Here is a 24,763-nt window from a genome sequence, read left to right as displayed (position 1 = left end):
GTACTCGTCAGTTTGTTAATTATTTGCTAGCAATTAATTATAGGTATTAACAACTGTGATCGGAATCACAAAATTTGCTTTTTATAACTCATACGCCAGGGTTATCCATTTACTGGTATAATGGCTGGCTTGCGTATCGATGCCGGAGTAAGATTCACCTGCATTGAGAGATTTTCATTAAAATCATATGGTTAGTAATATGAAACATACTGTTGAAGTGATGATCCCGGAAGCCGAGATCAAAGCGCGTATCGCCGAACTGGGTCGTCAAATCACCGAACATTACAAGGACAGCGGCAGCGAAATGGTGCTGGTCGGACTGTTACGTGGCTCTTTCATGTTCATGGCAGACCTGTGCCGTGAAGTGCAGGTGTCCCATGAGGTCGATTTTATGACCGCCTCCAGCTACGGCAGCGGCATGTCCACAACCCGTGATGTGAAAATCCTGAAAGACCTGGATGAAGATATTCGTGGCAAAGATGTGTTGATCGTTGAGGACATCATCGACTCCGGTAACACTCTCTCGAAAGTGCGCGAGATCCTGAGCCTGCGCGAGCCTAAATCGCTGGCGATTTGTACCCTGCTGGATAAACCGTCCCGCCGTGAAGTTCAGGTGCCGGTGGAATACGTGGGCTTCTCCATCCCGGATGAATTCGTGGTGGGTTACGGTATTGATTACGCGCAGCGTTATCGTCATCTGCCGTATGTCGGGAAAGTGGTGATTCTGGACGAGTAGCCTGCGTCTGTTGCCCGGTGGCGCTACGCTTACCGGGCGCTACAAAGCGCACATGTGTAGGCCGGGTAAGGCGAAGCCGCCACCCGGCTTTTTTACAGGCGTTTATTTATGATTGACGTGCTTAAGCTTGAGGTTAGCAATCCCCGAACGGTAGCGCTGTTCCAGCGTTTCGCGGTTCGTCGCGGTCACTTCCAGATTACGCAGTAATCCGTCATGAATGCCGTATGCCCAGCCGTGAACGGAGACCTTCTGCCCGCGCTTCCAGGCGGACTGCATGATGGTGGAATGCCCCAGGTTATAGACCTGCTCCATCACGTTCAGCTCACACAGCGTGTCGAGGCGACGCTCCTGCGGCATTTCGCCCAGCAGTGAGCTATGTTTGAACCAGATATCGCGGATGTGCAGCAGCCAGTTGTCGATTAACCCCAGTTCGGTGTTTTCCACCGCGGCCTGAACGCCGCCGCAACCGTAGTGGCCGCAAATAATGATATGCTCGACTTCAAGCACATCCACGGCATACTGAACAACAGAAAGGCAGTTGAGATCGGTGTGGATAACCAGGTTAGCAACGTTACGGTGAACAAAGAGTTCGCCCGGTTCGAGACCGGTCAGGCGTTCTGCAGGTACACGGCTGTCGGAGCATCCAATCCATAAAAAACGCGGTTTTTGCGCGTGCGCCAGTTTTTCAAAAAATCCGGGATCGTCTTCCACCAGCATTTTTGACCATAGTGCATTGTTGCTGATGAGTGTATCTATGTCGTTCATGGAGGGTGACGGCCTGTAACCGAGTGATTGCGTTGCGCTACTATAGGGTAACCCGACTTTTAATGAAACCACACAACGTGTGTCAGAACTATAGGTAAGTTTAATTCATGGCGATTGCACTTGAGCTTGAACAGCTTAAAAAAACCTATCCGGGCGGCGTTCAGGCGCTACGCGGGATAGACCTTAAAGTAGAGGCGGGAGACTTCTACGCACTTCTGGGGCCAAACGGCGCGGGGAAATCCACCACCATCGGCATTATCAGCTCGCTGGTGAACAAGACCTCTGGGCGGGTGAGCGTGTTTGGCTACGACCTGCAAAAAGATGTGGTCAACGCCAAGCGTCAGCTGGGGCTGGTGCCGCAGGAGTTTAACTTTAACCCGTTTGAGACGGTGCAGCAGATCGTGGTTAACCAGGCGGGCTACTACGGCGTGGAGCGTAAAGAGGCCGTTGAGCGCGGGGAAAAGTACCTCAAACAGCTCGACCTGTGGGAAAAGCGTAACGAGCGTGCGCGGATGTTATCCGGTGGCATGAAGCGCCGCCTGATGATTGCCCGCGCGCTGATGCACGAGCCGAAGCTGCTGATCCTTGATGAGCCGACGGCGGGCGTGGATATCGAACTGCGTCGCTCAATGTGGGGCTTCCTGAAGGATCTCAACGACAAAGGCACCACCATTATCCTGACCACGCACTACCTCGAAGAGGCGGAAATGCTGTGCCGTAACATCGGCATCATTCAGCACGGGGAGCTGGTGGAAAACACCTCGATGAAAAATCTGCTTTCCAAGCTCAAGTCTGAGACCTTTATTCTCGACCTTGCGGCGAAAAGCCCGCTGCCGAAGCTGGAAGGGTACAACTACCGCCTGGTCGACACCTCCACGCTTGAAGTGGAAGTGCTGCGCGAGCAGGGCGTTAACAGCGTGTTCGCACAGCTGAGCGCGCAGGGCGTGCAGGTATTAAGTATGCGTAACAAAGCGAACCGACTGGAAGAGCTGTTTGTCTCTCTGGTGCATGAAAAACAAGGAGACAAAGCATGACGCATCTTTTCTGGGTCGCGCTGAAAAGCATCTGGGCGAAAGAGATTAACCGCTTTATGCGCATCTGGGTGCAAACCCTGGTGCCGCCGGTGATCACCATGACGCTCTACTTCATCATTTTCGGCAACCTGATCGGCTCCCGGATCGGTGAAATGCACGGCTTTAGCTATATGCAGTTTATCGTGCCGGGCTTAATCATGATGGCGGTGATCACCAACGCCTACGCTAACGTGGCGTCGTCGTTCTTTAGCGCCAAGTTTCAGCGCAACATTGAAGAACTGCTGGTGGCACCGGTGCCCACGCACGTGATCATCGCCGGTTACGTGGGCGGCGGTGTGGCGCGTGGCCTTTGCGTGGGTATTCTGGTCACTGCGATTTCGCTGTTCTTCGTGCCGTTCCAGGTGCACTCCTGGCTGTTTGTGGCGCTGACGCTGCTGCTGACGGCGATCCTGTTCTCGCTGGCCGGGTTGCTGAACGCCGTTTTCGCCAAAACCTTTGACGACATCAGCCTGATCCCGACCTTCGTTCTGACGCCGCTGACCTACCTCGGCGGGGTGTTTTACTCGCTGACGCTGCTGCCGCCGTTCTGGCAGGCGCTGTCTCACCTCAACCCGATCGTCTACATGATCAGCGGCTTCCGCTTTGGCTTCCTTGGCATCTCCGACGTGCCGCTGTTTACGACGGTGGCGGTGCTGGCGGTCTTTATCGTCGCGTTTTACGTGCTCTGCTGGTATCTGATCCAACGCGGGCGCGGCCTTCGCAGCTAACCTTCCGCCCGGCGGCTCTCCGCTCGCCGGGCGCTTTTCTTTGACAGTTATCACCGTAAACAAACCTTCACTCCGCTAAACTACTCGCCTGCTAAGGAGGGAGAGTTATGCTGGGATGGGTGATCACCTGCCACGACGAACACGCGCAGGATATGCTGCTGAAACTGGAAGCCCGGTTTGGTCCGCTGGTTCAGTGTCGTGCGGTAAATTACTGGCGGGGCTTAAGCACCAATATGCTGAGCCGTATGATGTGCGATGCGCTGCATGAAACCGACTCCGGCGATGGCGTCATTTTCCTGACTGACAAATCCGGCGCAGCGCCTTACCGTTCGGCCGCGTTGATGAGCCATAAGCATGACAATTGCGAAGTGATCTCCGGGATCAGCCTGCCGCTGCTGGAAATAATGTATCCATGCCGTGAATCAATGAGCAGCGACGAGTTTCGCCAGGCAATCGTGGCGCAAGGCACGCCAGGGGTCAGCAGTTTGTGGCATCAGCAGCAGAAAAACCCGCCTTTCGTCCTTCTGCACGATCTGTATAAGAATTAAACATTGGTATTGATGTCGCTTTTGATACAATGACGTCCGTTTTTTCGTGCCGATAAAGAACCCATGTTTACGCGTCTTCTAGCCTTGCTGTTATTAATCGTCTCCGGCGTCTGTTCCGCCAGTTTATTAAGCCAACAACGCGTGCCTGCGCAGTATATGCAAACCACCGAAGATGCGGCGATTTGGGCGCAGGTGGGTAATGACGTGATTAACGTGGGCAATGTGCGCGCCGGGCAAATTCTGGCCGTGGTGCCTACGGCGGCTGATTACTACGAGTTTCGCTTCGGGTTTGGGACGGGCTTTATCGACAAAGAGCACCTGGAGCCGGTGCAGGGCAAGCAGCGCGTCGAAGACAGCCTGGGCGATCTGAATAAACCGTTGAGCAATCAAAACCTCGTAACCTGGAAGGACACCCCGGTCTATAACGCGCCCAGCAGCGGCAGCGCGCCATTCGGTACCCTGAGCAGTAACCTTCGCTACCCGATCCTCAGCAAACTCAAGGATCGCCTCAACCAGACCTGGTTTCAGATCCGCATCGGTAACCGTCTGGCATGGGTAAGCAGCCTGGATGCGCAGGAAGACAACGGCATTCCTGTGCTGACGTACCACCATATTCTGCGCGACGAAGAGAACACGCGGTTTCGTCACACCTCAACGACCACCAGCGTGCGTGCCTTCAGTAACCAGATGACCTGGTTGCGCGATCAGGGCTATACCACCCTCACGATGTACCAGCTTGAAGGGTATGTGCGTAACAAAATCAATCTGCCGGCCAAAGCGGTGGCGATCACCTTTGACGATGGCCTGAAATCGGTGAGCCGCTATGCCTGGCCGATCCTCAAGGCATACGGGTTTAAGGCGACGGCGTTTGTTATCTCTTCCCGGATAAAAAGACATCCGCAGAAATGGGACCCAAAATCGCTGCAGTTTATGAGCGTGTCAGAGCTGAAGGCTATTCAGGACGTGTTTGATATCCAGTCCCACACCCATTTCCTGCATCGGGTTGATGGTTACAAACACCCGATCCTGCTGAGCCGTTCTTACCACGTGATCCTGTTTGATTTTGAGCGTTCCCGACGGGCGCTGACGCAGTTCAATCCGCATGTTTTGTATCTCTCCTATCCCTTTGGCGGCTACGACAATAAAGCGATAAAGGCCGCGAATGACGCCGGTTTTCACCTGGCGGTGACGACGGTAAAAGGAAAGGTGAAGCCGGGGGATAATCCATTCTTGCTTAAACGTTTGTATATCTTAAGAACGGATTCGCTGGAGACGATGTCGCGGCTGGTCAGCAACCAGCCGCAGGGGTAATTATTCGTAGGTGATCTGCAACGTGCCGATGGCGCTGAACAAGCCTGAAGTGACTTTTTCTGTACCAGACTTAACCAACTGAGCCGTGAGAGACTCGCTGAATGACGGAATGATGGTGTTCCCTGTTGTTGTATAGCTGTTGGTTGAATTAGGCACCGCCAGGCTGTTGTCCGGCCACTTCAGTAACACGCCCACGCCTTTTGCCGCATTTGACGATACGGTATTGGCGAGTAATGAGCCATCAGTTCCGGTTGTCTTGCTGGTGGTCAACTTCATCGTGATTTTACGTGTGTTAGTGCAATTCCCTGACACCATAGCAGAGACTTTTTGCGTGTTATCGTTTTCGACATCGGAAGCATCATATTCCCCCAGGTCTACGGTTTTTGGCGCCGTAAGCGTACAGGTCGGTTTTTCAACAGGAACATTGAAGCCCATATCGGGTATCGTGATTAACGGACGCGGATGGTCACTTTCATCTGAGGTCCAGGGGTTACCTACGACAATATTGCCAATATTTCCGGCTACTGGGCCAATCTTTGTGACGCTCGCGGGCACGCCAGCATATGAGGGTAATTGATAAAATTCCATACGGGCATACCACCATTTTGCTTTAACCACATCTGAATTATCTGCCTGATTGGCTGTCTCTACATAACTTCCTGTCGTTGCAGGAAAAAATGCGTTAAAAGCGTTGCTGGTCGGGTACATGGCCAGCGTGTAGGCGATCCCCGTAACGTTAGTTTTAAAGAGTGCTTTCCCGTCCACGCTACCGATGACCAGTGAGCTGTCCGTTTTCTGATAGACGCGCTCTCCATCATTACCTGATTGGCACCAGCTATAGAGTCCCGGATTCACCTGCAACTCAATAAGGCCACTTATCTTAGTTGGCGCGCTAACGTACTCCAGGGGAACGAGAGTGGGCTTTGCACCCTTGACATCCGAAATAGGCTGTACGCTATATCCATTAAATTTACATTCATACAAATCTGCCGATGCAGAAAAACTTATTGCAAAAATAGACAAAGCAAGGCCTGCACCTTTTATAAAGAAATGAGTTGTTCCGGTCCCTGCTGTATAAAACATTCAAAATCCTTATATCCAATACTTGATATATTTTAATTGTAAATAACATTCACCAGTACGCTTGTGATAACTTTTCCCGCGCTGACGATCCCTGTGCTTTGATAACGGGCATAGAAATTATAGTTTGTTAAATACTGACTTTCGGTTTGGTCGGATACATCAAAAATAACATTTGACGTTCCTGACGTATTTACCACGTTGGTATTGTCTTTTTCTGAAAAAATTACAATTCCTACATTCTCTGCTCCCCCCCCAGAGTCGGGGATTTCATTGGCGAACACCTGCTGGGAGCTTTCGGTAAATTTTCCACTTTGAGGTTTAAACTCAAAATGCAGGGTTTTAGCCAGCCCGGTTTCACTTTCTGCACAGTTTTTCAGCTGTATTTCGAAGCGAGTCCCCCCGGCTGCGTCACCGGGCTGGAGTCGCGGGCTGCCATCTGAGTTATAAAACCAATCTCTGCCAACGATCGGTAAAATGACTTTGCCATTATCCGGAATACTCACCTGGCAGGTATTGTTGATGATGTTTGCTGTCATCTCCATCTCCAGGCTCGAGGCAAACCCTGCTGCGGGAAACCCCAGACAGAAGACGAGCCATGGCATCGCATCTCTAAAGATTACGCGGGAGTGGAGCATCCTGTTTAAGCTACCTGTCTTAATAAACATTATTGATAGGTCACGACAAATGTCACAGGGGCGCTGACCGAACCGGTGGTCACGTCAGAAATGGTTTTATCTTTAGCAATGACGATGCGTGCATCCATTTCAAATTTCCCCGCCCCGTTAGACAGGTTGACGATAGTCGCCGGGGCCGTGGCACAGTTCAGCAGGGAACCTGAGTCGACAGAACCTTTCCAGATTTCAAAACCAACGTTATGTCCGGCGTCATACGAGGTTCCATTTCTGGCACTGCCAGTACAGGACCCACCTGCACCCGGCGTGGCCTGAATGGTGGCATTTTTTACCCCGGCACAGTTGGTGAACGCGATTTTGAATGACTCTCTTCGGTTCTGGTTCACCAGATCGGACTTAAACACATCGCCAAACGGCAAAATGCTTACAGGACCCCCGCTTGCATCCTGAATCTCGGCATTACAGGTACCCGCCTCAATAGTGGACGTAAACGTGGCCTGAACGCTTGTCGTACCCGTAATGGCGCTTAAAGAAACGGAAGGCAGGATGGCAGTCATCGCAAGCACCAGTGATGTCATTGTCTTTTTCATATTAACGCTCCGTATTGCGCCAGTTATTCATAGGTGAAATTAAACGTAGCGATACCGCTAAAGTTGCCGGTCGTGCCTTGTCCGCTTGCGGTTTCCACCAGCGTCGCCAGGAGTGAAACTTCACCAGCACTTATCTCTCCGCTCGACCAGACAAGGCGCTGAGTATCAGTGGATGAATTAATGACAAAGGGGGCGTCCGGAGTGGCGGTGCGAGAAATCGCCACGCCAATATTCTCCGCGCTGCCCTCGCCGGAGAGTGAATTTTTAATTGCCGTAGTCAGTGGGCTGACACTACCGCTAATGGTTGTGTTCAGCTTTGTCAGACTTGACGGGCAAGAGACCATTTTGAGTTTGAAATTTGTCGTTGCTTTGGCATTTTTAAGGATGATGTAATCCAGGCGCACCTTGCCGTCTGTACCGATGGGAATAACATTGCTGGAGCCATCACCGCTGCCACCTTCAATTTTCATATCGCAGGTGGTGTCACGGATATTAGCGGTAAAGGTGATATCGAGATTATCAGCGTATGTTCCGAACGACAGTGCCATCAGCCCCACACTTAACACCCATAATCCTGTTTTTTTCCCAGGTTTAAAAAGCATGCTCTAACTCCCTTTATAAGACAGTGATGTGGCAGGTCTGGCCTGCCAGCAACGTTGTTGGTCCAATCTTTTTCGCATTGGGCGGAATCAGATAGGAGACGGTACAGGATGTGCCGGGCTCACTTCCCCAGACGATGTTTAGCACCCCTTTATCTTCAATTCCGCGGATCCAGGCTTGCCCTGCCTGGCCTACGCTACCTACCGATACGCCTTGCTCAGTTTGAACATCGGCACCCAGCGGAATAAAGCCTCCGTCGTCACGCGTCAGTTCCATGAGTACTGAACGCCCCTGGTCGGTCTCAAAGTTAACCAGCACAACGGCACCGCTACGGGGGACGGTGGTGGAGCGGGTATTTTTGACTTCAACGTCAGAGCGCATATCGCTGATATCAAGACCTACGTTGTTTTCACGGTAGGCAGACAGATAGGGCATCAGGGCATAGCCTGATGATCCGATTTCACCGTTACCGATGGTGACACGGGCCCCTTCTGCTCCCTCTGCTTTAATCAACGCAAGCGTATCGCTTTCGCTAATGCTGCCAGGCGCGAGTGTTACGCCACCCGAGTGCAGAATCATCCCGCCGCTATAGCTGGCGGAATATTGTCGCGTATCGACATCGGATGCGGAGGCGGAAAGACTCACCGGTCCATGCGGGCCGTTATAACTGCCGTAACCGCTTAGCTGGTTTAACGTATCGTCGTTACGCGTGGTGCTTTCGGTGATGCTGTAACTGAAACGATTATCTTCTGAGTTGCCGTTGGCGCTGGCGTTAAAACTGCCGCCGCCTTTTAGATCGCTGCCGATGCCCGTAGTGAGTGATGAGAACCCGCCTGCACGCTTGCCGTTACCCATTAGCGTGTCGAAAGGAATAGTGAGGTTCAGATAGACACTATCGTCTTTTTCCCCGAACTCGTTGTAGGTGCGCTGCACTGAGAGGCTGTAACTTCCCCAGCGTAAAGACTGACTGTGGCCAACGGAGTATTGCGCTGATGAGCTGCTTTCATTCCAGTAGTCCTGCCAGGTTGAGTTGACATACAGCGACCCCAAATCAAGGTCGTCAAAGGCCAGCGGCTGGCTGATATTCACCTGGATCTGGTTCTTCATGCGCTGGAACGTTTGATACACATCGCTGTTATTACGGTCAGGGGTACGCTCTCTGTCACGGTATTTGATCTCGTTGGTCAAGGAGGCCGCATCGCTCAGGCTGAGATAGTCAGACGTCGAAAACCGGTATGCTGCGACGTTGAAAGAGGTATTCGTGGCTTCCATGAGTTTGCTGTAGGAAATGCGATAACTCTCGCCCGTAAGATGTCTTAAGCCCTCAATACGGGCATCAGAATGTGTGACATCAAAGGCGAATGCGCCAATTCGGGTGTTCATAGCCAAACCCAATAATCCGGCGTAAAAATCGCTATCGGTGTACTCCACACCCGCATAACCTGTAAAGGTATTGGATAATCCATAATAGCCCGTGGCGTAACCTACCCTTGGCTTGTCGCGCAGGCTATCGTCACGCAGCTCCCCTACGCCGACATCCCATCGTGAGTAGCCAGGGCGAAGCATTTGCGCGACCGAGGAATACGCGACCGAGAACGAACGCTTGCTACCATCCGTTTCTTCTACAGTGACGATAAGATCGCTACCGTAACCCGTTGTACTGAGATCTGAGATTTCAAAGGGACCCGGCGGCACGGAGGTTTCGTAAATTGTGTTTCCGCTTTGGGCGATCGTGACTTTAGCGTTGCTGTTTGCCACACCCCGAATCACTGGTGCATAAGTCGATATGCCATTAGGAAGCATACGGTCATCGTTATATAAACGTGCCCCGCGCAGACTAATGGAATCGAAAGCATCTCCACGGGTATAAGAATCTCCCGCGATAAACTGTGCTTTCAGCGGTGTGATGTCACGCTGAAGATAAATGTCCTGGCTGGCGTAATGGGTACCAGCATCCTGATCCCAGTTCAGATTACCTCGCGCACGCAGTCGCCACGGCCCCAGGTTTGCGCCATAGCGTAACCCCGCATAGGCCGTATCGGTGCTGTAATCAGGCGTGTCCGCGTGCCAGCCGTTAAGATCCCAGGAGAGCATCGCCGCTGGGATCCCGTCTTCCCAAAGTGAAGGGTCGACAAATCCCGCCGGGCGCTGAATGACGAAAGCCTGAGGAATAGAAAGATCCAACTCCTGTGTAGAAGGGTCGTAAGCCACACGAGAGCCGGGATAGGCGTCCGATACCGAGATACACGTTTCTTCGGAGTCATTCCCGGCCAGTTTAAGTTGTCCGGTCGTTACATTTGTCTGGGTGAGCAGTTTACGAGTGATGCAGGGAGTGGCGCGCGATGTGCCATTGTCCTTAAACACAAGCTCCGTGGTTATGGAAGGTTTCCCATTAATAATCACCTTCACCTTATACGTTCCGGCAAGAACAGGGTTGCCTTTTGAAAAACGGCTGACATCAATTGATGTGCCGGTGTTATAAAGAAACTGATCGTTAAACTGAACGTCTTCTTCTTGACTATTTTCAGCAGCAAATGCACAAAAAGGCAATACCGTGCTTATTGATAAATAGAGTAGCGAACGTCTAAACCGCATAATGAACTCTGTCCCAGAGTTAAGCCAATTATAATTCTTACGAATGATACAAAGTGGAAATGGCATCAATTTTGTATGGACTCATACTTATCAATCCCACCGTAATCATTGATGGCTTGCCAGATGATTTTGTTATTTCCGAAAGAGGTGTAATTTTTTACGTTCATAGTCTGGCTTGAGAATGGCTCAATATAATGCGTTTCAATATCGTAGCTTTTAGCCCCTGCAATAAGCGTTGCTCCCGCCAGTGATACATAATAAGGTGAATCATTCTTCGCACTGAGAACGATTTTTTGTCCTTGTCGGATTTGCGACCATTTAAGATTTTTAGCCGCGTCTGTCGGTGCTCCTTTCAAACCTGTAGGCCGGAAAAAGAGTTTTATGCGGGTTCGGAATGCAAGCTGAAGCAAGCTTTGTGTATTGCTATCCTTTGCCTTAGGCGGAACTTCCAGAACGTTAAACCAGAACAGGGATTCTTTATCTTTTGGCAATGACTGACCAAGCCAGGTGATTCTGACTGTTTGCCCTTTTTGCGGTTCAACACGCGAAACAGGGGGCGTCACAATAAAAGGAAGTTTCAGCTCCTGAGGATTAGTGGTATCTCTGCCGTCATCGAGCCAGGTTTGCACCAGTAAAGGCCGGGTGCCACGGTTATCCATAGACACCGTTACGTCTTTTTCCGATTCAGGATAAATGACACGGGTGCCGGAAATGACAATATCTGCACTGGCGTTAAGAGCAAAAACGCTCACCGAGGCCAGCAGCAGGGCTTTTAATCCGCTCTTAATATTCAGTACGTACATGTAAACTCTCAAATAATACGAAAAAATGTGCCCGGCAGGGCACATTAACAGGACGGATAAAATTATTCGTAGCTCATGGTGAAGTATGCGTTGGCGCTAACTTTACCAGACTGCACAGGGTTAGTGTCTTTCACCCAGTTGGAGCCAGGAACATAAGCAACGCGGTAGAACAGTTTACCCGTGCCGGCAGTCAGGTCTGTTTTCTGCGTATTATTGTCAGGCTGACCCACCATAATACGAGATGAAACGGTTGGCGCATTGTTATACAGGGCAAGTGCAACGTTGCTTGCAGAACCTGCTACGCTAGCATCGGGTTCAATGGTACCGTTCGCAATAGCGCCCATATTTTTTGACATAAAGCTTGCAGAGGCTTTAGTTAATGTCTGAGGGCAGTCGGTGAGCAGCAGTTCAAAATTTTTGGAGCCGACGCCGGCATCAACCGTTGTGGATTCAACTTCAGATTTTTTAACAACGGGTAAGGTAATAGTAATATTATTTTGTTGTGCACCGTTAGAGGTGGAAATATTACATGTTGTGTCTGTTACCGCACCGTCAAAGGTGATTAGACCGAGATCTGTATCTGCGATTGCTGAAAAAGAACCTATTGCAAACAAAGCGACCGCTGACGCTAAAAACGTTTTTTTTAACATAATTAAAATTCCATTTAAATATTCTACTGAGTTAATTCAAGCTAAATGATGATAGGGATCTCTGTATGTATTGGATATTTAAAATTGCTAAAAGTAATCATTAGAAAAAATTAAACATTGATAAGTTATTGAAAATGATCTTTAAAATGATTTTAAATAAACACATAAAGCATTTTTTTAATGTGTTTATATACTATTTGCGGACTTAAATTATAAATGACAAAGATCGTTTCCCTTTTTTATATCAGTCAGGGGAATGTCAATTTCTGAAAGGCGTCACGGGAAGAAAAGCTAAAATAGGGAGAAATGGGGGAGGCGCTATTTGCACAATAATGAATGATGTATTTTTTACCCTTCAAGGCGCGGAGGCTGAGAGCTCCGCGCCTTGTTGGAATCAGGCTACCTGCACCGGAATCGCCTTCGCGGTACGTTTCATCTCATTTTCGCCTTCAAAATAAGCCACTTTAGGCTGCCAGCGACGCGCTTCTTCATCAGACATCATCACGAAGCTGGCGATAATCACGATATCGCCCACGTCCGCGCAGTGCGCAGCCGCGCCGTTAACGGAGATGATTTTAGAGCCGCGCTCGGCGGCGATTGCGTACGTCGAGAAGCGTTTGCCGTTATTTACGTTCCAGATATCAATCGCTTCGTTTTCGAGGATACCCGCCGCGTCGAGAAAATCCTGGTCGATGGCGCAGGAACCTTCATAGTGCAGGTCGGCCTGGGTGACTTTGACACGGTGAAGCTTACCTTGCAGCATTTTGCGAATCATTACGTTTACCTTTCATATTCCTGGTAGAAAAAACTACGCCAGCTCAACCACTTTGTTATCGATAAGGCGCGCCTGACCGAGCCACGCCGCCACCAGAATAACCGCACGCTTGCTGGAATCCGTAAGCGGCAGGAGCGTATCGGCATCCCGAATTTGAACGTCGTCAGCACGAAGACCTTTGTCGTTCAGCGCCTGTTCAGCCAGCGCAACGATCTCTTCTGCGGTTAACTCTTTCGCCAGCAGTTGCTCTGCCATGGTATTCATGACTTTGCTTAATCCCGGCGCAATTTTACGCTGATCGGCGGTCAGATAGCCGTTGCGGGAGCTGAGCGCCAGGCCGTCTTTGGCACGCACAATCGGCACGCCCACAATCTCGATATCGTACCCCATGTCGGCAACCATTTTGCGGATCAATGCCAGCTGCTGGAAGTCCTTCTCGCCGAAGCAGGCAATGTCCGGCTGAACCAGGTTAAACAGCTTGCTGACGATGGTGGAGACGCCGCGGAAATGGCCCGGTCGGCTGGCCCCTTCCAGCATGGTGGATATGCCCGGTACGTCCACGAAGGTCGCTTCGTCGGTACCCTGAGGATAGATATCCGCTGGCGCAGGGGAGAAGACGATATCCACATGGCGTTTTTTCAGCTTCTCGCAATCTTCCTGCAGCGTGCGCGGATAGCGGGCGAGGTCATCGGCACGGTCAAACTGCATTGGGTTAACGAAGATACTGACCACCACAATATCGGCACGCGCTCTCGCTTCGTCGACCAGCTTCATATGGCCGTCGTGCAGGTTGCCCATGGTTGGCACCAGGGCGATACGTTGACCTTCCTGACGCGCCCGGCGGATGTGCTGGCGCAGCAGTGGCAGGGTTTCAATGATTAGCACACCTTAACTCCTTAATGGAAACTGTGTTCTTCGCCCGGATAAACGCCGGACTCTACCTCAGCGATATACTGCCGTACCGCGGCGCGCAAGTCGCCCGCCCCGGTCAGGAAATTTTTAGCAAATTTTGGAATGTGCCCGCCGGTTATGCCGAAGGCGTCGTGCATCACCAGTATCTGACCGTCGGTGACGTTACCCGCCCCGATGCCGATCACCGGAATAGAAAGCGCGTCGGTCACCCGTTTTGCCAGTTCGACCGGCACACACTCCAGCACCAGCAGCTGTGCGCCTGCCGCTTCCAGGGCGAGGGCGTCATCAAGCAGCGTCTGCCCGGCATCACCACGGCCCTGCACCTTATAGCCGCCAAAGATGTTTACGGACTGCGGCGTAAGCCCCAGGTGTCCGCATACCGGCACTGCGCGCTCGGTGAGCATTTTCACGGTGTCGACAAGCCAGGCGCCGCCTTCGATTTTGACCATGTTTGCCCCGGCGCGCATAACCGCAGCCGCATTGTCGAACGCCTGTTCGGGGGTGGCATATGCCATAAACGGCAGATCGGAAAGAAGCAGGCAGGCTGGTGCACCACGCCGCACGGCGCGCGTATGGTAAGCAATATCCTCAACCGTCACTGGCAGAGTGGAATCATGTCCTTGTACCGTCATCCCTAACGAATCCCCCACCAGCATCACGTTGATCCCTTCTTCGGCAAACAATTTGGCGAAGCTGTAGTCATACGCGGTGATGGTGGCGAAGCGTTTTTTTTCCTGTTTGCATTTCTGCAGTAAGGAGATGGTGGTTGGTTTCATACTGTTTCCTGATAACCCAAAAACGAATCTTTGCGCATTCTAACAGTAACATTTAAGGGAACAATGATTTTAGGCAATCGATTAACCACAAATATTTAATGGTTAACCGATAAAAAAGCGTATTACCAGCGGGCCGGTTTTTCCGCGTTGAGAACGTCAAGCACGGACTTCAGCGAGGTACCGTCAGGGAAGGTCAAATCGGGGGCGACTTCAAACAGCGGCCAGAGCATAAAGCCGCGGTTTTTCATGTCGTAATGCGGCACGGTAAGGCGCTCGGTATGGATAACGCTGTCGCCAAACAGCATGATGTCGAGGTCCAGCGTGCGCGGCCCCCAGCGTTCGGCTTTACGCACGCGCCCCTGCTGTAATTCGATGCGCTGGGTGTTATCGAGCAGCGTGTCGGCATCAAGCGCGGTGTCCAGCACCACGGCGGCATTCAGGTAATCAGGCTGATCCTGTGGACCCAGCGGCGGTGTGCGGTAGAAAGAGGAGACCGCAACAATGTGGCTGTGCGGGATCTCCCCCAGCGCCCGTACGGCAGCATTGACCTGCTCCAGCGGAGAGGCCAGATTGCTGCCAAGGGCGATGTACGCGAGGGTCACGCTGATCCTTCACGACGCGGCGCGCGTTTGCGCGGGCGGCGGTGACGACGACGCGGGGCCGGATCATCATCGAGATCGGTCAGCATATCTTTCTGCTCCGGCGGAGCGGAAACCTGGAATTCTCCCCACCACTGCGCCAGACGCTGCAGCTCCTGGTTCTTCTCGATTTCGGCCCGCAGAGAGAGCAGGTCGAACGCGGCGCGGAATTTTGGATGCTCCATTAGCTTCCAGGCGCGTTTACCCTGACGACGGGACATGCGCAGCTGAAGCTGCCAGATATCGCGCACCAGCGTGGTAATGCGTTTTGGAATAGCCAGTGTCCGGCAGGCTTCATCAAGCACGTCGTTAGCCGCCAGGGCAAAGGCGTCGTAATAGGCCAGACCGCTTTCCTGAGTGATCCGCTGAGCCGTTTCCAGCAAGGGATACCAGAACATCGCCGAGAACAGGAACGCCGGGTTCACACGCATATCGTTGTGGATGCGGGTATCGGTGTTCTTCAGCACCTGCGCAATCATGCGCTCCATCGGGCTGTCGCCGTTTTCGGTAAAGTAGCGCGTAATGGTCGGGAACAGCGGCTGGAACAGACTGTATTCACGCAGCAGGTTGTAGGTTTCGAACCCGTAACCGGCCTGCAGCAACTTCAGCGCTTCTTCGAACAGACGGGCCGGCGGTACGTCGTTAATGAGCGTTGCCAGACGGGGAATAGGCTCCGCCGTCTCCGGGCTAATGCGCATATTGAGCTTGGCGGCAAAGCGCACGGCACGCAGCATACGCACCGGGTCTTCGCGATAGCGCGTCTCAGGCGTGCCGATCAGGCGAATCAGGCCGTCTTTCAGGTCCTGCATGCCGCCGACATAATCACGCACGGTGAAATCGGCCACGCTGTAGTAAAGGCTGTTAATCGTGAAATCGCGACGCTGGGCGTCTTCTTCGATAGAGCCAAAGATGTTGTCTCGCAGCAACATGCCGTTCTGGCCGCGCTGGGAGGTGGTACGATCGGCTGCGCTCGCTTCGTGATGACCGCGAAAGGTGGCCACCTCGATAATTTCCGGGCCAAACATAACGTGGGCAAGACGGAAGCGGCGGCCAACCAGGCGGCAGTTGCGGAATAATTTACGCACCTGCTCAGGTGTGGCGCTGGTGGTCACATCGAAATCTTTTGGCTTTTTGCCCAGCAGTAAATCACGCACTCCACCGCCAACGAGATAGGCCTCGTAGCCCGCTTTGTTCAGACGATAGAGCACCTTGAGGGCATTTTCACTGATATCTTTGCGGGAAATATTGTGCTGCTCACGGGGAACAACCGACATGCGGTTTTGTGCAATAGCATCATTCGCCATGCTCTCTTCGCGGCTCAGCACTTTACGGCAAAAATTAGCGACTCGGGTAAAAATGGTACACCTCGTAGTGTGTTTTGTTATGAAAAAAGCGGCTAATCATAGCTCAGCGCAGCGCATTTGAGAATGCTGGATTTTTGGCACGGCCTCAAGTGACCAGTTGGCAATCGCCATTTTCAGCAGTTCTTCGGTCTGAAGATCCTGCCAGCCGTCGATGACAGTCTGGTTGAGAAACCGCAGCGCGTCGATTAAAACCGGGCGCGGATCGCCGCCCGGCAGGGCTGGCGCATGGTTTTGCTTGGACAACTTCAGGCCCGACGCGGTGACCGCCAGCGGGAGATGAATGTAATCCGGCGCTGCCCAGCCAAACTGACGGTACAGCGAAATATGGCGCACGGTGGGTTCCACCAGATCGGCGCCGCGCACAATTTCCGTGACGCCCTGGAAATGGTCATCCACGACCACCGCCAGGTTGTAGGCGAACAGGCCATCGCGGCGGTGGATGATGAAATCCTCCTGCGCCAGACGCGCATCCGCCTGTATCTCACCGGATAGCAGATCGTTAAAACGGGTTACGGGGTCGCGCTGACGCAGACGAACAGCCGCGTTTTCCGGGCCGTTGTTGAGCGTGCGGCAATGGCCGTCATAGACGCCCCCTACGCTCTGAATGCGGGCGCGGGTGCAGGTACAATTGTAGGAAAGCCCTTGCTCGTGAAGCCAGGCCAGCCGTTCACGATAGGCATCGTGGCGTGTTGATTGCCAGAGAACGTCGCCGTCCCAGTGAAGACCGTAATGTTCCAGCTGATGCAGAATGGTGTCTGCCGCACCGGGAACTTCACGCGGAGGATCGATATCTTCAATACGAACGAGCCAGGTACCCTGATGGGCGCGAGCCTGCAGGTAGCTGCCAAGGGCGGCTATCAATGAGCCGAAATGCAATTCACCGGAAGGGGATGGCGCGAAGCGCCCAATATAATGTGATTCAGACATATCAACTAATAAGGCGGGAGAGACTCCCGCCTTTACGGTGTGTTTAGAGGGCGGATTAACCGGCCATCTGTTTTTCGCGAATTTCTGCCAGCGTTTTACAGTCGATACACAGATCGGCGGTTGGACGCGCTTCGAGGCGGCGAATTCCGATTTCAACACCGCAGGATTCGCAGTAGCCAAAATCTTCGTCCTCAACCTTTTTCAGCGTTTTTTCGATCTTTTTGATCAGTTTGCGTTCGCGGTCACGGTTACGCAGTTCGAGGCTGAACTCTTCTTCCTGAGCGGCACGGTCTACCGGATCCGGGAAGTTAGCAGCTTCATCCTGCATATGAGTAACGGTGCGATCGACTTCATCCCTGAGTTGATTACGCCATGCTTCAAGAATACGCTTGAAGTGCGACAGCTGGGCTTCGTTCATATACTCTTCGCCCGGCTTCTCCTGGTATGGCTCCACCCCAGCGATGGCGAGAATACTCAGGGACGATGTTTTACGGTTTTGCCCTTCTTGCATGTTGCTTCTCCTTAACACGCACTATCGATCCCCGTGTCGGGGGAAAAATCAGGTCGCTATAAATAGCAGATGCTTTTCCGTAAGGCAATTATCTAAACGTAACACTTGACAAGCCTGTGAGGAAAAGCGTATTTGCGCACGCGGCCAGAACACATAATAACCAATCGTCTAATCCCTTATAAGACAATGGGAAGAGAGGATCTCAGAGTCATATTTTCGGCCGAAAGTTCCGCTTTATAAGCGAAAATCTCTACCCCCTGCTTTTGTGCCTCATGCAACAATTGCGCGTATTTAAGATCAATATGGCGGGCGGGAGAGAAGCGTTCGATGGCTGAGTGCAAAACGGCAAACAGCAATACGGCGCGCTTGCCCGCCGCCGCAACACTCATTAGCTCTCGCAGATGCTTCTGGCCACGTAGCGTTACCGCATCCGGAAAGTAGCCATTTTCCTGCTCTGCTAACGTCACTGATTTGACTTCAATATAGCACTCAGGACGATCTTCCGCCTGTAACATGAAGTCAATTCTGCTGCCCTCATCGCCATATTTCACTTCGCCTTTCAGCATACTGTAACCCGTAAGTTCCGGGAGCAAATCATTTGTTAGCGCTTCCTTCACTAATTGGTTTGCCCGCAGGGTGTTGACGCAAATAAATGCGCCATTTTGCGTCTGCGTCATTTCCCAGGTATGCGGGTATTTGCGTTTAGTATTTTCTGAAGTGGAATACCAGACGGTGTCCCCCGGCGTGGCACAGCCCGTCATGGCCCCGGTATTGGGGCAGTGCAGGGTAAAGTGTTCCCCCTCGGGAGTCACCACGTCAGCAAGAAAGCGTTTGTAGCGTTGGATAAGCGTGGCGTGCTGCAGAGCCGGACTAAACTTCATCAGAATTCCTTATCGTGTCGCCCAGCGTCCAGCGCTGAAGCGGGGTATAGCGGGTGCGTCCTCGTGCAAAAACCGATTCGTACAGCGCGAAGCCGTTCACCGGAAAAGACCAGTGAAAACCCGGCGGCGGGATGGCGACGGCGTGTCCCGCATCGCGCAGCAGCGTGATATGCGGATGAAACGGCTGCGGGCTTTGGTAGCACCCGCTGCGTGCCGCCTGTGCGCGCAGCATACTGGCAAGCTGTAACAGCCCGCGCGGCGGCTGACGCGTACCCAGCCAGACGACGCGGGAGCGCAACCACTGCCCGGCATCGTCAAGGTGCAGCGTAAACCCCGGCTGGGAAATTCGCCCGGCCATGGCCGCCAGCGCACGCTGCTTTTCGGCACTCACGTCGCCCAGAAATGCCAGCGTCAGGTGCAGGTTTGCCGCCGCAATCGGGCGGCCCGCTTCCGGCGGAAAGTGGCTGGCGCGCCAGCGCACAATTTGCCGCTGCACGTTGGCGGGCAACTCCAGGGCGAAAAACAGTCGTTTCGACTCAGACATACAGGGGACTCGGTAATGATATGCGCCGATGCTACAATGTACGCCGACTAAAGTTAACCCTCTGGAGCTGTTCGTGTCCTCTTTGCCGGTCGCCGTCGTCCTTCCTGAGCTTCTCACTGCCTTAAAATATGCCCCTCAGGTTTTGCTCAATGCCCCCACGGGCGCGGGGAAGTCCACCTGGCTGCCGCTGCAGATCCTGACATCGGGCGTGATCCCCGGGAAAATTATCCTGCTGGAGCCGCGCAGGCTGGCCGCGCGCAATGTGGCGCAGCGTCTGGCGGAGCTGCTGAACGAGAAACCGGGTGAAACGGTAGGCTACCGGATGCGGGCTGACACCTGTGTGGGGCCAACGACGCGCCTGGAGGTGGTGACCGAGGGTATCCTCACCCGCATGCTGCAAAACGATCCTGAGCTTAACGGCGTCGGGCTGGTGATTCTGGATGAATTCCACGAGCGTAGCCTGCAGGCGGATCTGGCGCTGGCGCTGCTGCTGGACGTGCAGCAGGGGCTGCGCGACGATCTCCGGCTGCTGATCATGTCGGCGACGCTGGACAATGCTCTGCTGCGCCAGGCGCTGCCCGACGCGCCGGTGATCTCATCCGAAGGCCGCGCGTTCCCGGTTGAGCGCCGATACCAATCGCTGCCTGCGCATCAGCGTTTTGACGACGCCGTGGCGATAGCGACGGCAGAGCTGCTGCGTCAGGAACCCGGTTCGCTGCTGCTGTTTTTACCCGGCGTGGGGGAAATCCAGCGCGTACAGGAGCAGCTCGCCACCCGCGTGGGCGGTGATGTCGTGCTTTGCCCGCTCTACGGCGCGCTGCCGCTCAGTGAGCAGCGCAAAGCGATTCTGCCTGCGCCTGCCGGTCAGCGTAAGGTGGTGCTGGCAACCAATATTGCCGAAACCAGCTTAACCATCGAAGGCATTCGCCTGGTGGTCGATTGCGCGCAGGAGAGGGTGGCGAGCTTTGATCCGCGGACCGGACTTACCCGACTGATTACGCAACGCATCAGCCAGGCGTCGATGGTGCAACGCGCAGGGCGTGCGGGGCGTCTTGAGCCGGGGATCTGTTTACACCTGATCGGCGCCGAGCAGGCCGAACGGGCGGCGCTGCACGGTACGCCGGAAATTCTGCAAAGCGACCTTTCGGGGCTGACGATGGATCTGCTTCAGTGGGGTTGTCCGGATCCGGAGCAACTGGTCTGGCTCAACCCGCCGCCGGTGGTCAATCTTGCCGCTGCCCGTACACTGCTGGCCCAGCTCGGTGCGCTGGACGGCGAACGGCTGTCGTCGCGTGGGCGGAAAATGGCGGCCATCGGCAACGATCCGCGTCTGGCGGCCATGCTGGTGGCGGCAGAGGGAGATGACGAAATTGCCACGGCCGCGAAACTGGCGGCTATCCTTGAGGAGCCGCCGCGAGGTGGCAGCAGCGATCTGGCGCAGGCCTTTTCCCGTCGTCAGGGGCACTGGCAGCAGCGCGCGCAGCAGCTGTGCCGACGGCTCAACAGCCACGGTGGCGCGCCCGACGGTGACCGTATCGTTCCCCTGCTGGCGCGGGCTTTTCCGGACCGGATCGCACGTCGTCGTGGCCTTGACGGACGCTACCAGCTGGCGAACGGCATGGGGGCCATGCTTGACGTCGACGACGCCCTGACGCGGCATGAATGGCTGATTGCGCCGCTGCTGTTGCAGGGCAGTCACTCGCCGGATGCGCGCATTCTGCAGGCGATTGCCGTTGATATCGACGCGCTCACCCGCGCCTGCCCGCAGTTGCTTCAGCAGTCTGACAGTGTGGAATGGGATGAAGCCCAGGGCACGCTGAAGGCGTTTCGCCGCAGCCAGATTGGCAGGCTGACGCTGGGGACGAAACCGCTGGCGAAGCCCTCGGAAGAGGAGCTGCATCAGGCGATGCTGAACGGCATCCGTGAGAAGGGGCTGGGCGTCCTGAACTGGACGCCGGAGGCCGAGCAGTATCGTCTTCGTCTGCTGTGCGCCGCGCGCTGGTTGCCGGAATATAACTGGCCTGCGGTAGATGACGACACGCTGCTGGCGTCGCTGGAAGTGTGGCTCTTGCCGCAAATGGCGGGCGTACACTCGCTGCGGGCGCTGAAAGCGCTCGATGTTAAGGCCGCGTTACAGAATTTACTGGACTGGTCATTACGTCAACGTCTGGATAGTGAACTGCCTGGGCATTACACTGTGCCGACCGGGAGCCGGATTGCCATTCGTTATCATGACGATAATCCGCCTGCGCTGGCGGTGCGTATGCAGGAAATGTTCGGTGAGGCGAGCACGCCGTCCATTGCCGAAGGGCGTGTGCCGCTGGTGCTGGAGCTGCTCTCACCCGCGCATCGTCCGCTGCAGATCACCCGTGATCTGGGCGCGTTTTGGGCGGGGAGCTACCGTGACGTGCAGAAAGAGATGAAGGGGCGCTACCCGAAACACGTCTGGCCGGACGATCCGGCGAACACCGCACCGACGCGGCGGACGAAGAAGTATTCGTAGGGTAAGTGCGGGCTAATGCCCTCACCCCGGCCCTCTCCCACGGGAGAGGGAGAAAAGACATAAATTTGAGAGATTTCTTCTATCACGCTGATGTGGAAGACAAGAGAATCTGGCCTTTGCGCCTGAATGTTGCGGAGAAAAAGCATGGCGGGGAATGACCGCGAGCCAATAGGACGTAAGGGAAAACCCACGCGTCCGGCGAAAGAAAAAGTGAGCCGTCGTCGACTCAGAGATGAGGAGTATGACGATGACTATGAAGACGATTATGAGGATAAAGGATCCATGCCACGCAAAGGAAAGGGCAAAGGACGCAGGCCTCGTGGTAAGCGCGGCTGGTTCTGGCTGCTGCTGAAGCTGTTCATTGTTTTTGTCGTGCTGATTGCGATTTACGGCGTGTATCTGGATCAGAAGATCCGCAGCCGAATCGATGGCAAAGTCTGGCAGTTACCCGCGGCGGTGTATGGCCGTATGGTCAACCTCGAGCCGGATATGTCCATCAGCAAGAACGAGATGGTCAAGCTGCTGCAGGCGACGCAGTATCGTCAGGTGACGAAGATGACGCGCCCTGGCGAGTTTACGGTACAGGCGAAAAGCATTGAGATGATCCGCCGTCCGTTCGACTTCCCGGACAGCAAAGAGGGGCAGGTGCGCGCGCGTCTGACCTTTGACGGCGATCGTCTTGAAACCATCGAGAACATGGATAACAACCGTCAGTTCGGTTTCTTCCGTCTCGATCCGCGTTTGATCACCATGCTGTCGTCGGCGAACGGCGAGCAGCGCCTGTTCGTAGCGCGTAACGGCTTCCCGGATCTGCTGGTGGATACCCTGCTGGCAACCGAGGACCGTCACTTCTACGAGCACGACGGTATCAGCCTTTACTCCATCGGTCGTGCGGTGCTGGCGAACCTGACGGCAGGGCGCACGGTGCAGGGGGCGAGTACCCTGACCCAGCAGCTGGTGAAGAACCTGTTCCTCTCCAGCGAACGCTCCTACTGGCGTAAGGCCAACGAAGCGTACATGGCAGTGCTGATGGACGCGCGCTACAGCAAGGATCGCATCCTTGAGCTGTATATGAACGAGGTCTATCTCGGCCAGAGCGGCGATAACGAAATTCGCGGCTTCCCGCTGGCGAGCCTGTACTACTTTGGCCGCCCGGTGGAAGAGCTGAGCCTTGACCAGCAGGCGCTGCTGGTGGGCATGGTGAAAGGGGCGTCCATCTATAACCCGTGGCGCAACCCGAAACTGGCGCTGGAGCGTCGTAACCTGGTGCTGCGTCTGCTGCAACAGCAGCAGGTCATTGACCAGGAGCTTTACGACATGCTGAGCGCGCGTCCGCTGGGCGTGCAGCCGCGTGGTGGGGTGATCTCTCCGCAGCCTGCGTTTATGCAGATGGTGCGTCAGGAGCTTCAGAGCAAGCTCGGTGACAAGGTGAAAGATCTCTCCGGTGTGAAAATCTTCACCACCTTCGATTCCGTCGCGCAGGATGCGGCAGAAAAGGCGGCCGTTGAAGGCATTCCGGTGCTGAAGAAACAGCGCAAGCTGAGCGATCTTGAAACGGCGATGGTGGTGGTTGACCGTAACACCGGTGAAGTGCGCGCCATGGTGGGCGGTGCTGAGCCGCAGTTCGCGGGCTACAACCGTGCAATGCAGGCGCGTCGTTCGATTGGTTCTCTGGCAAAACCGGCGACCTATCTCACCGCGCTGAGCCAGCCGAACCAGTACCGCCTGAACACCTGGATTGCCGATGCGCCAATTTCCCTGCGCCAGCCTAACGGCCAGGTATGGTCCCCGCAGAACGATGACAGACAGTTCAGCGGCCAGGTTATGCTGGTGGATGCGCTGACGCGCTCCATGAACGTGCCAACGGTTAACCTCGGTATGGCACTGGGTCTCCCGGCGATCACCGATACCTGGCAGAAGCTGGGCGTGCCGAAAGATCAGCTGCATCCGGTACCGGCGATGATCCTCGGGGCGCTGAACCTGACGCCAATTGAAGTCGCGCAGGCGTTCCAGACGATCGCCAGCGGCGGTAACCGTGCGCCATTGTCAGCCCTGCGTTCGGTCATTGCCGAAGATGGTTCAGTGCTGTATCAGAGCTTCCCGCAGGCAGAACGCGCGGTTCCGGCCCAGGCGGCCTATATGACCCTGTGGACCATGCAGCAGGTTGTACAACGTGGCACCGGGCGTCAGCTGGGGGCGAAGTATCCAGGCCTGCATCTGGCGGGTAAAACCGGGACCACCAACAACAACGTTGATACCTGGTTCGCCGGTATCGATGGCCGTGAAGTGGTGATCACCTGGGTAGGCCGCGATAACAACCAGCCGACCAAACTGTATGGTGCGAGCGGCGCGATGTCGATTTACCAGCGTTATCTTGCCAATCAGTCCCCGGTCCCGCTGAACCTGGTGGCACCGGAAGATATCGTCGATATGGGCGTGGATGACGCGGGTAACTTCATCTGCGGCGGCGGCGTGCGCATGCTGCCGGTCTGGACGACGAACCCGGATTCCCTGTGCCAGCAGAGCCAGCCGGAACAGCCGACGGGTAACCCGTTCGATCAGTCTTCTCAACCTCAACAGCCGCAGCAACAGCCGCAGCAGCAGAATGAGAAGAAAGACAGCGACGGCGTCGCAGGCTGGATCAAGGACATGTTTGGCGGAAACTGATTTTCCCCATGATAAAAAGCCGCTTCCTGACGAAGCGGCTTTTTTTTTGGTAACAGAGCCGCTTACTTTATTCGATAAGATCTCACTTCATTTAAAAATAATGAATATTTCTTTTAGAAATAATAACGATTGCTTTCTTTCAGAAAAATCA

24 protein-coding genes are annotated in these 24,763 nt (G+C 54.3%); 7 read left to right on the top strand and 17 right to left on the bottom strand.

All coding sequences use genetic code 11. The annotated features are described in order from the left end of the window. The first annotated feature begins 199 nt into the window (after positions 1 to 199). Positions 200 to 736 carry a hypoxanthine phosphoribosyltransferase gene (gene hpt, locus I6L58_RS08560; RefSeq protein WP_058609693.1) on the top strand — a complete coding sequence of 179 codons (537 nt, stop codon included), beginning with the start codon at positions 200 to 202 and terminating at the stop codon, positions 734 to 736. Between the two features lie 102 nt (positions 737 to 838). Here the strand turns inward: hpt and can are convergent, their stop codons facing one another. After that, positions 839 to 1,501 carry a carbonate dehydratase gene (gene can, locus I6L58_RS08555; protein WP_006173783.1) on the bottom strand — a complete coding sequence of 221 codons (663 nt, stop codon included), beginning with the start codon at positions 1,499 to 1,501 and terminating at the stop codon, positions 839 to 841. Between the two features lie 107 nt (positions 1,502 to 1,608). Between can and I6L58_RS08550 the strand changes: the two genes are divergently transcribed. The 4 genes from I6L58_RS08550 (at position 1,609) to I6L58_RS08535 (ending at position 5,161) form a co-directional block, all read left to right on the top strand. Then, the gene (locus I6L58_RS08550) at positions 1,609 to 2,535 is read left to right on the top strand and encodes an ABC transporter ATP-binding protein (protein ID WP_006173776.1); all 927 of its coding nucleotides are present in this window, start codon (positions 1,609 to 1,611) and stop codon (positions 2,533 to 2,535) included. Next, positions 2,532 to 3,302 carry an ABC transporter permease gene (locus I6L58_RS08545; RefSeq protein WP_006173774.1) on the top strand — a complete coding sequence of 257 codons (771 nt, stop codon included), beginning with the start codon at positions 2,532 to 2,534 and terminating at the stop codon, positions 3,300 to 3,302. The genes I6L58_RS08550 and I6L58_RS08545 overlap by 4 nt, the downstream gene beginning before the upstream one ends. 107 nt (positions 3,303 to 3,409) lie before the next feature. Next, positions 3,410 to 3,850, top strand: a complete 441-nt coding sequence (locus I6L58_RS08540; RefSeq protein ID WP_058609694.1) for a PTS sugar transporter subunit IIA — start codon at positions 3,410 to 3,412, stop codon at positions 3,848 to 3,850. 63 nt (positions 3,851 to 3,913) lie between these two features. Next, positions 3,914 to 5,161: a polysaccharide deacetylase family protein gene (locus I6L58_RS08535; RefSeq protein ID WP_088208884.1), complete on the top strand. Its 1,248-nt coding sequence runs from the start codon at positions 3,914 to 3,916 to the stop codon at positions 5,159 to 5,161. Here I6L58_RS08535 and I6L58_RS08530 read toward each other — a convergent pair whose 3' ends face one another. The 16 genes from I6L58_RS08530 to thpR all read right to left on the bottom strand — a co-directional run bounded on the left by I6L58_RS08530 (position 5,162) and on the right by thpR (position 19,442). Further along, complete coding sequence (locus tag I6L58_RS08530; RefSeq protein ID WP_088208885.1) at positions 5,162 to 6,244, bottom strand: fimbrial protein StkG; 1,083 nt, start codon at positions 6,242 to 6,244, stop codon at positions 5,162 to 5,164. It abuts the gene before it with no gap. A gap of 32 nt (positions 6,245 to 6,276) precedes the next feature. Beyond that, entirely contained in the window at positions 6,277 to 6,846 is a 570-nt protein-coding gene (locus tag I6L58_RS08525; RefSeq protein WP_254082153.1) for a fimbrial-like protein, read from the bottom strand. A gap of 62 nt (positions 6,847 to 6,908) precedes the next feature. Next, positions 6,909 to 7,466: a fimbrial protein gene (locus tag I6L58_RS08520; protein WP_088208887.1), complete on the bottom strand. Its 558-nt coding sequence runs from the start codon at positions 7,464 to 7,466 to the stop codon at positions 6,909 to 6,911. A gap of 23 nt (positions 7,467 to 7,489) precedes the next feature. Next, positions 7,490 to 8,068, bottom strand: a complete 579-nt coding sequence (locus I6L58_RS08515; protein ID WP_088208888.1) for a fimbrial protein — start codon at positions 8,066 to 8,068, stop codon at positions 7,490 to 7,492. Positions 8,069 to 8,081: 13 nt separating this feature from the next. Next, a complete protein-coding gene (locus tag I6L58_RS08510; protein ID WP_088208889.1) occupies positions 8,082 to 10,661 on the bottom strand; it encodes an outer membrane usher protein in 2,580 nt (859 codons plus the stop codon). 65 nt (positions 10,662 to 10,726) lie between these two features. After that, positions 10,727 to 11,464, bottom strand: a complete 738-nt coding sequence (locus tag I6L58_RS08505) for a fimbrial chaperone (RefSeq protein ID WP_088208890.1) — start codon at positions 11,462 to 11,464, stop codon at positions 10,727 to 10,729. Between the two features lie 62 nt (positions 11,465 to 11,526). Next, the gene (locus I6L58_RS08500) at positions 11,527 to 12,114 is read right to left on the bottom strand and encodes a fimbrial protein (RefSeq protein WP_088208891.1); all 588 of its coding nucleotides are present in this window, start codon (positions 12,112 to 12,114) and stop codon (positions 11,527 to 11,529) included. Between the two features lie 394 nt (positions 12,115 to 12,508). After that, complete coding sequence (panD, locus tag I6L58_RS08495) at positions 12,509 to 12,889, bottom strand: aspartate 1-decarboxylase (protein ID WP_006173750.1); 381 nt, start codon at positions 12,887 to 12,889, stop codon at positions 12,509 to 12,511. 33 nt (positions 12,890 to 12,922) lie between these two features. Continuing rightward, the gene (panC, locus tag I6L58_RS08490; protein ID WP_006173749.1) at positions 12,923 to 13,774 is read right to left on the bottom strand and encodes a pantoate--beta-alanine ligase; all 852 of its coding nucleotides are present in this window, start codon (positions 13,772 to 13,774) and stop codon (positions 12,923 to 12,925) included. 11 nt (positions 13,775 to 13,785) lie between these two features. Further along, positions 13,786 to 14,577: a 3-methyl-2-oxobutanoate hydroxymethyltransferase gene (panB, locus tag I6L58_RS08485; RefSeq protein WP_088208892.1), complete on the bottom strand. Its 792-nt coding sequence runs from the start codon at positions 14,575 to 14,577 to the stop codon at positions 13,786 to 13,788. Between the two features lie 122 nt (positions 14,578 to 14,699). After that, positions 14,700 to 15,179: a 2-amino-4-hydroxy-6-hydroxymethyldihydropteridine diphosphokinase gene (folK, locus tag I6L58_RS08480; protein ID WP_006173746.1), complete on the bottom strand. Its 480-nt coding sequence runs from the start codon at positions 15,177 to 15,179 to the stop codon at positions 14,700 to 14,702. After that, the gene (gene pcnB, locus I6L58_RS08475) at positions 15,176 to 16,573 is read right to left on the bottom strand and encodes a polynucleotide adenylyltransferase PcnB (RefSeq protein WP_072208804.1); all 1,398 of its coding nucleotides are present in this window, start codon (positions 16,571 to 16,573) and stop codon (positions 15,176 to 15,178) included. The genes folK and pcnB overlap by 4 nt, the downstream gene beginning before the upstream one ends. Positions 16,574 to 16,615: 42 nt before the next feature. Beyond that, complete coding sequence (gene gluQRS, locus I6L58_RS08470) at positions 16,616 to 17,506, bottom strand: tRNA glutamyl-Q(34) synthetase GluQRS (protein WP_088208893.1); 891 nt, start codon at positions 17,504 to 17,506, stop codon at positions 16,616 to 16,618. A 55-nt stretch (positions 17,507 to 17,561) separates the two neighbouring features. Then, the gene (dksA, locus tag I6L58_RS08465) at positions 17,562 to 18,017 is read right to left on the bottom strand and encodes an RNA polymerase-binding protein DksA (protein ID WP_001155232.1); all 456 of its coding nucleotides are present in this window, start codon (positions 18,015 to 18,017) and stop codon (positions 17,562 to 17,564) included. 176 nt (positions 18,018 to 18,193) lie between these two features. Beyond that, the gene (sfsA, locus tag I6L58_RS08460) at positions 18,194 to 18,898 is read right to left on the bottom strand and encodes a DNA/RNA nuclease SfsA (protein ID WP_006173665.1); all 705 of its coding nucleotides are present in this window, start codon (positions 18,896 to 18,898) and stop codon (positions 18,194 to 18,196) included. Continuing rightward, a complete protein-coding gene (gene thpR, locus I6L58_RS08455) occupies positions 18,888 to 19,442 on the bottom strand; it encodes an RNA 2',3'-cyclic phosphodiesterase (RefSeq protein WP_058609704.1) in 555 nt (184 codons plus the stop codon). Before thpR ends, sfsA begins: the two co-directional genes overlap by 11 nt. 73 nt (positions 19,443 to 19,515) lie before the next feature. Here thpR and hrpB point away from each other — a divergent pair, with 73 nt between their 5' ends. Further along, positions 19,516 to 21,945 carry an ATP-dependent helicase HrpB gene (gene hrpB / locus I6L58_RS08450; RefSeq protein WP_088208894.1) on the top strand — a complete coding sequence of 810 codons (2,430 nt, stop codon included), beginning with the start codon at positions 19,516 to 19,518 and terminating at the stop codon, positions 21,943 to 21,945. Positions 21,946 to 22,089: 144 nt separating this feature from the next. Next, positions 22,090 to 24,612 (top strand): bifunctional glycosyl transferase/transpeptidase, encoded by a 2,523-nt coding sequence (gene mrcB, locus I6L58_RS08445; protein ID WP_042319225.1) that lies wholly within the window; start codon positions 22,090 to 22,092, stop codon positions 24,610 to 24,612. Positions 24,613 to 24,763: the final 151 nt, after the last annotated feature.

The sequence above is a fragment of the Enterobacter cancerogenus genome (assembly GCF_019047785.1).
Lineage (GTDB): Bacteria > Pseudomonadota > Gammaproteobacteria > Enterobacterales > Enterobacteriaceae > Enterobacter > Enterobacter cancerogenus.
Note: the sequence above shows the minus strand (reverse complement) of the source record. Positions and strands in the feature narration are given on the sequence as shown.

Excerpts from the sequence above, each read along its gene's own strand:
- hpt (WP_058609693.1), top strand. The coding sequence starts at position 200 with ATGAAACATACTGTTGAAGTGATGATCCCGGAAGCCGAGATCAAAGCG.
- can (WP_006173783.1), bottom strand. The coding sequence starts at position 1,501 with ATGAACGACATAGATACACTCATCAGCAACAATGCACTATGGTCAAAA.
- I6L58_RS08550 (WP_006173776.1), top strand. The coding sequence starts at position 1,609 with ATGGCGATTGCACTTGAGCTTGAACAGCTTAAAAAAACCTATCCGGGC.
- I6L58_RS08545 (WP_006173774.1), top strand. The coding sequence starts at position 2,532 with ATGACGCATCTTTTCTGGGTCGCGCTGAAAAGCATCTGGGCGAAAGAG.
- I6L58_RS08540 (WP_058609694.1), top strand. The coding sequence starts at position 3,410 with ATGCTGGGATGGGTGATCACCTGCCACGACGAACACGCGCAGGATATG.
- I6L58_RS08535 (WP_088208884.1), top strand. The coding sequence starts at position 3,914 with ATGTTTACGCGTCTTCTAGCCTTGCTGTTATTAATCGTCTCCGGCGTC.
- I6L58_RS08530 (WP_088208885.1), bottom strand. The coding sequence starts at position 6,244 with ATGTTTTATACAGCAGGGACCGGAACAACTCATTTCTTTATAAAAGGT.
- I6L58_RS08525 (WP_254082153.1), bottom strand. The coding sequence starts at position 6,846 with ATGCCATGGCTCGTCTTCTGTCTGGGGTTTCCCGCAGCAGGGTTTGCC.
- I6L58_RS08520 (WP_088208887.1), bottom strand. The coding sequence starts at position 7,466 with ATGAAAAAGACAATGACATCACTGGTGCTTGCGATGACTGCCATCCTG.
- I6L58_RS08515 (WP_088208888.1), bottom strand. The coding sequence starts at position 8,068 with ATGCTTTTTAAACCTGGGAAAAAAACAGGATTATGGGTGTTAAGTGTG.
- I6L58_RS08510 (WP_088208889.1), bottom strand. The coding sequence starts at position 10,661 with ATGCGGTTTAGACGTTCGCTACTCTATTTATCAATAAGCACGGTATTG.
- I6L58_RS08505 (WP_088208890.1), bottom strand. The coding sequence starts at position 11,464 with ATGTACGTACTGAATATTAAGAGCGGATTAAAAGCCCTGCTGCTGGCC.
- I6L58_RS08500 (WP_088208891.1), bottom strand. The coding sequence starts at position 12,114 with ATGTTAAAAAAAACGTTTTTAGCGTCAGCGGTCGCTTTGTTTGCAATA.
- panD (WP_006173750.1), bottom strand. The coding sequence starts at position 12,889 with ATGATTCGCAAAATGCTGCAAGGTAAGCTTCACCGTGTCAAAGTCACC.
- panB (WP_088208892.1), bottom strand. The coding sequence starts at position 14,577 with ATGAAACCAACCACCATCTCCTTACTGCAGAAATGCAAACAGGAAAAA.
- gluQRS (WP_088208893.1), bottom strand. The coding sequence starts at position 17,506 with ATGTCTGAATCACATTATATTGGGCGCTTCGCGCCATCCCCTTCCGGT.
- dksA (WP_001155232.1), bottom strand. The coding sequence starts at position 18,017 with ATGCAAGAAGGGCAAAACCGTAAAACATCGTCCCTGAGTATTCTCGCC.
- sfsA (WP_006173665.1), bottom strand. The coding sequence starts at position 18,898 with ATGAAGTTTAGTCCGGCTCTGCAGCACGCCACGCTTATCCAACGCTAC.
- thpR (WP_058609704.1), bottom strand. The coding sequence starts at position 19,442 with ATGTCTGAGTCGAAACGACTGTTTTTCGCCCTGGAGTTGCCCGCCAAC.
- mrcB (WP_042319225.1), top strand. The coding sequence starts at position 22,090 with ATGGCGGGGAATGACCGCGAGCCAATAGGACGTAAGGGAAAACCCACG.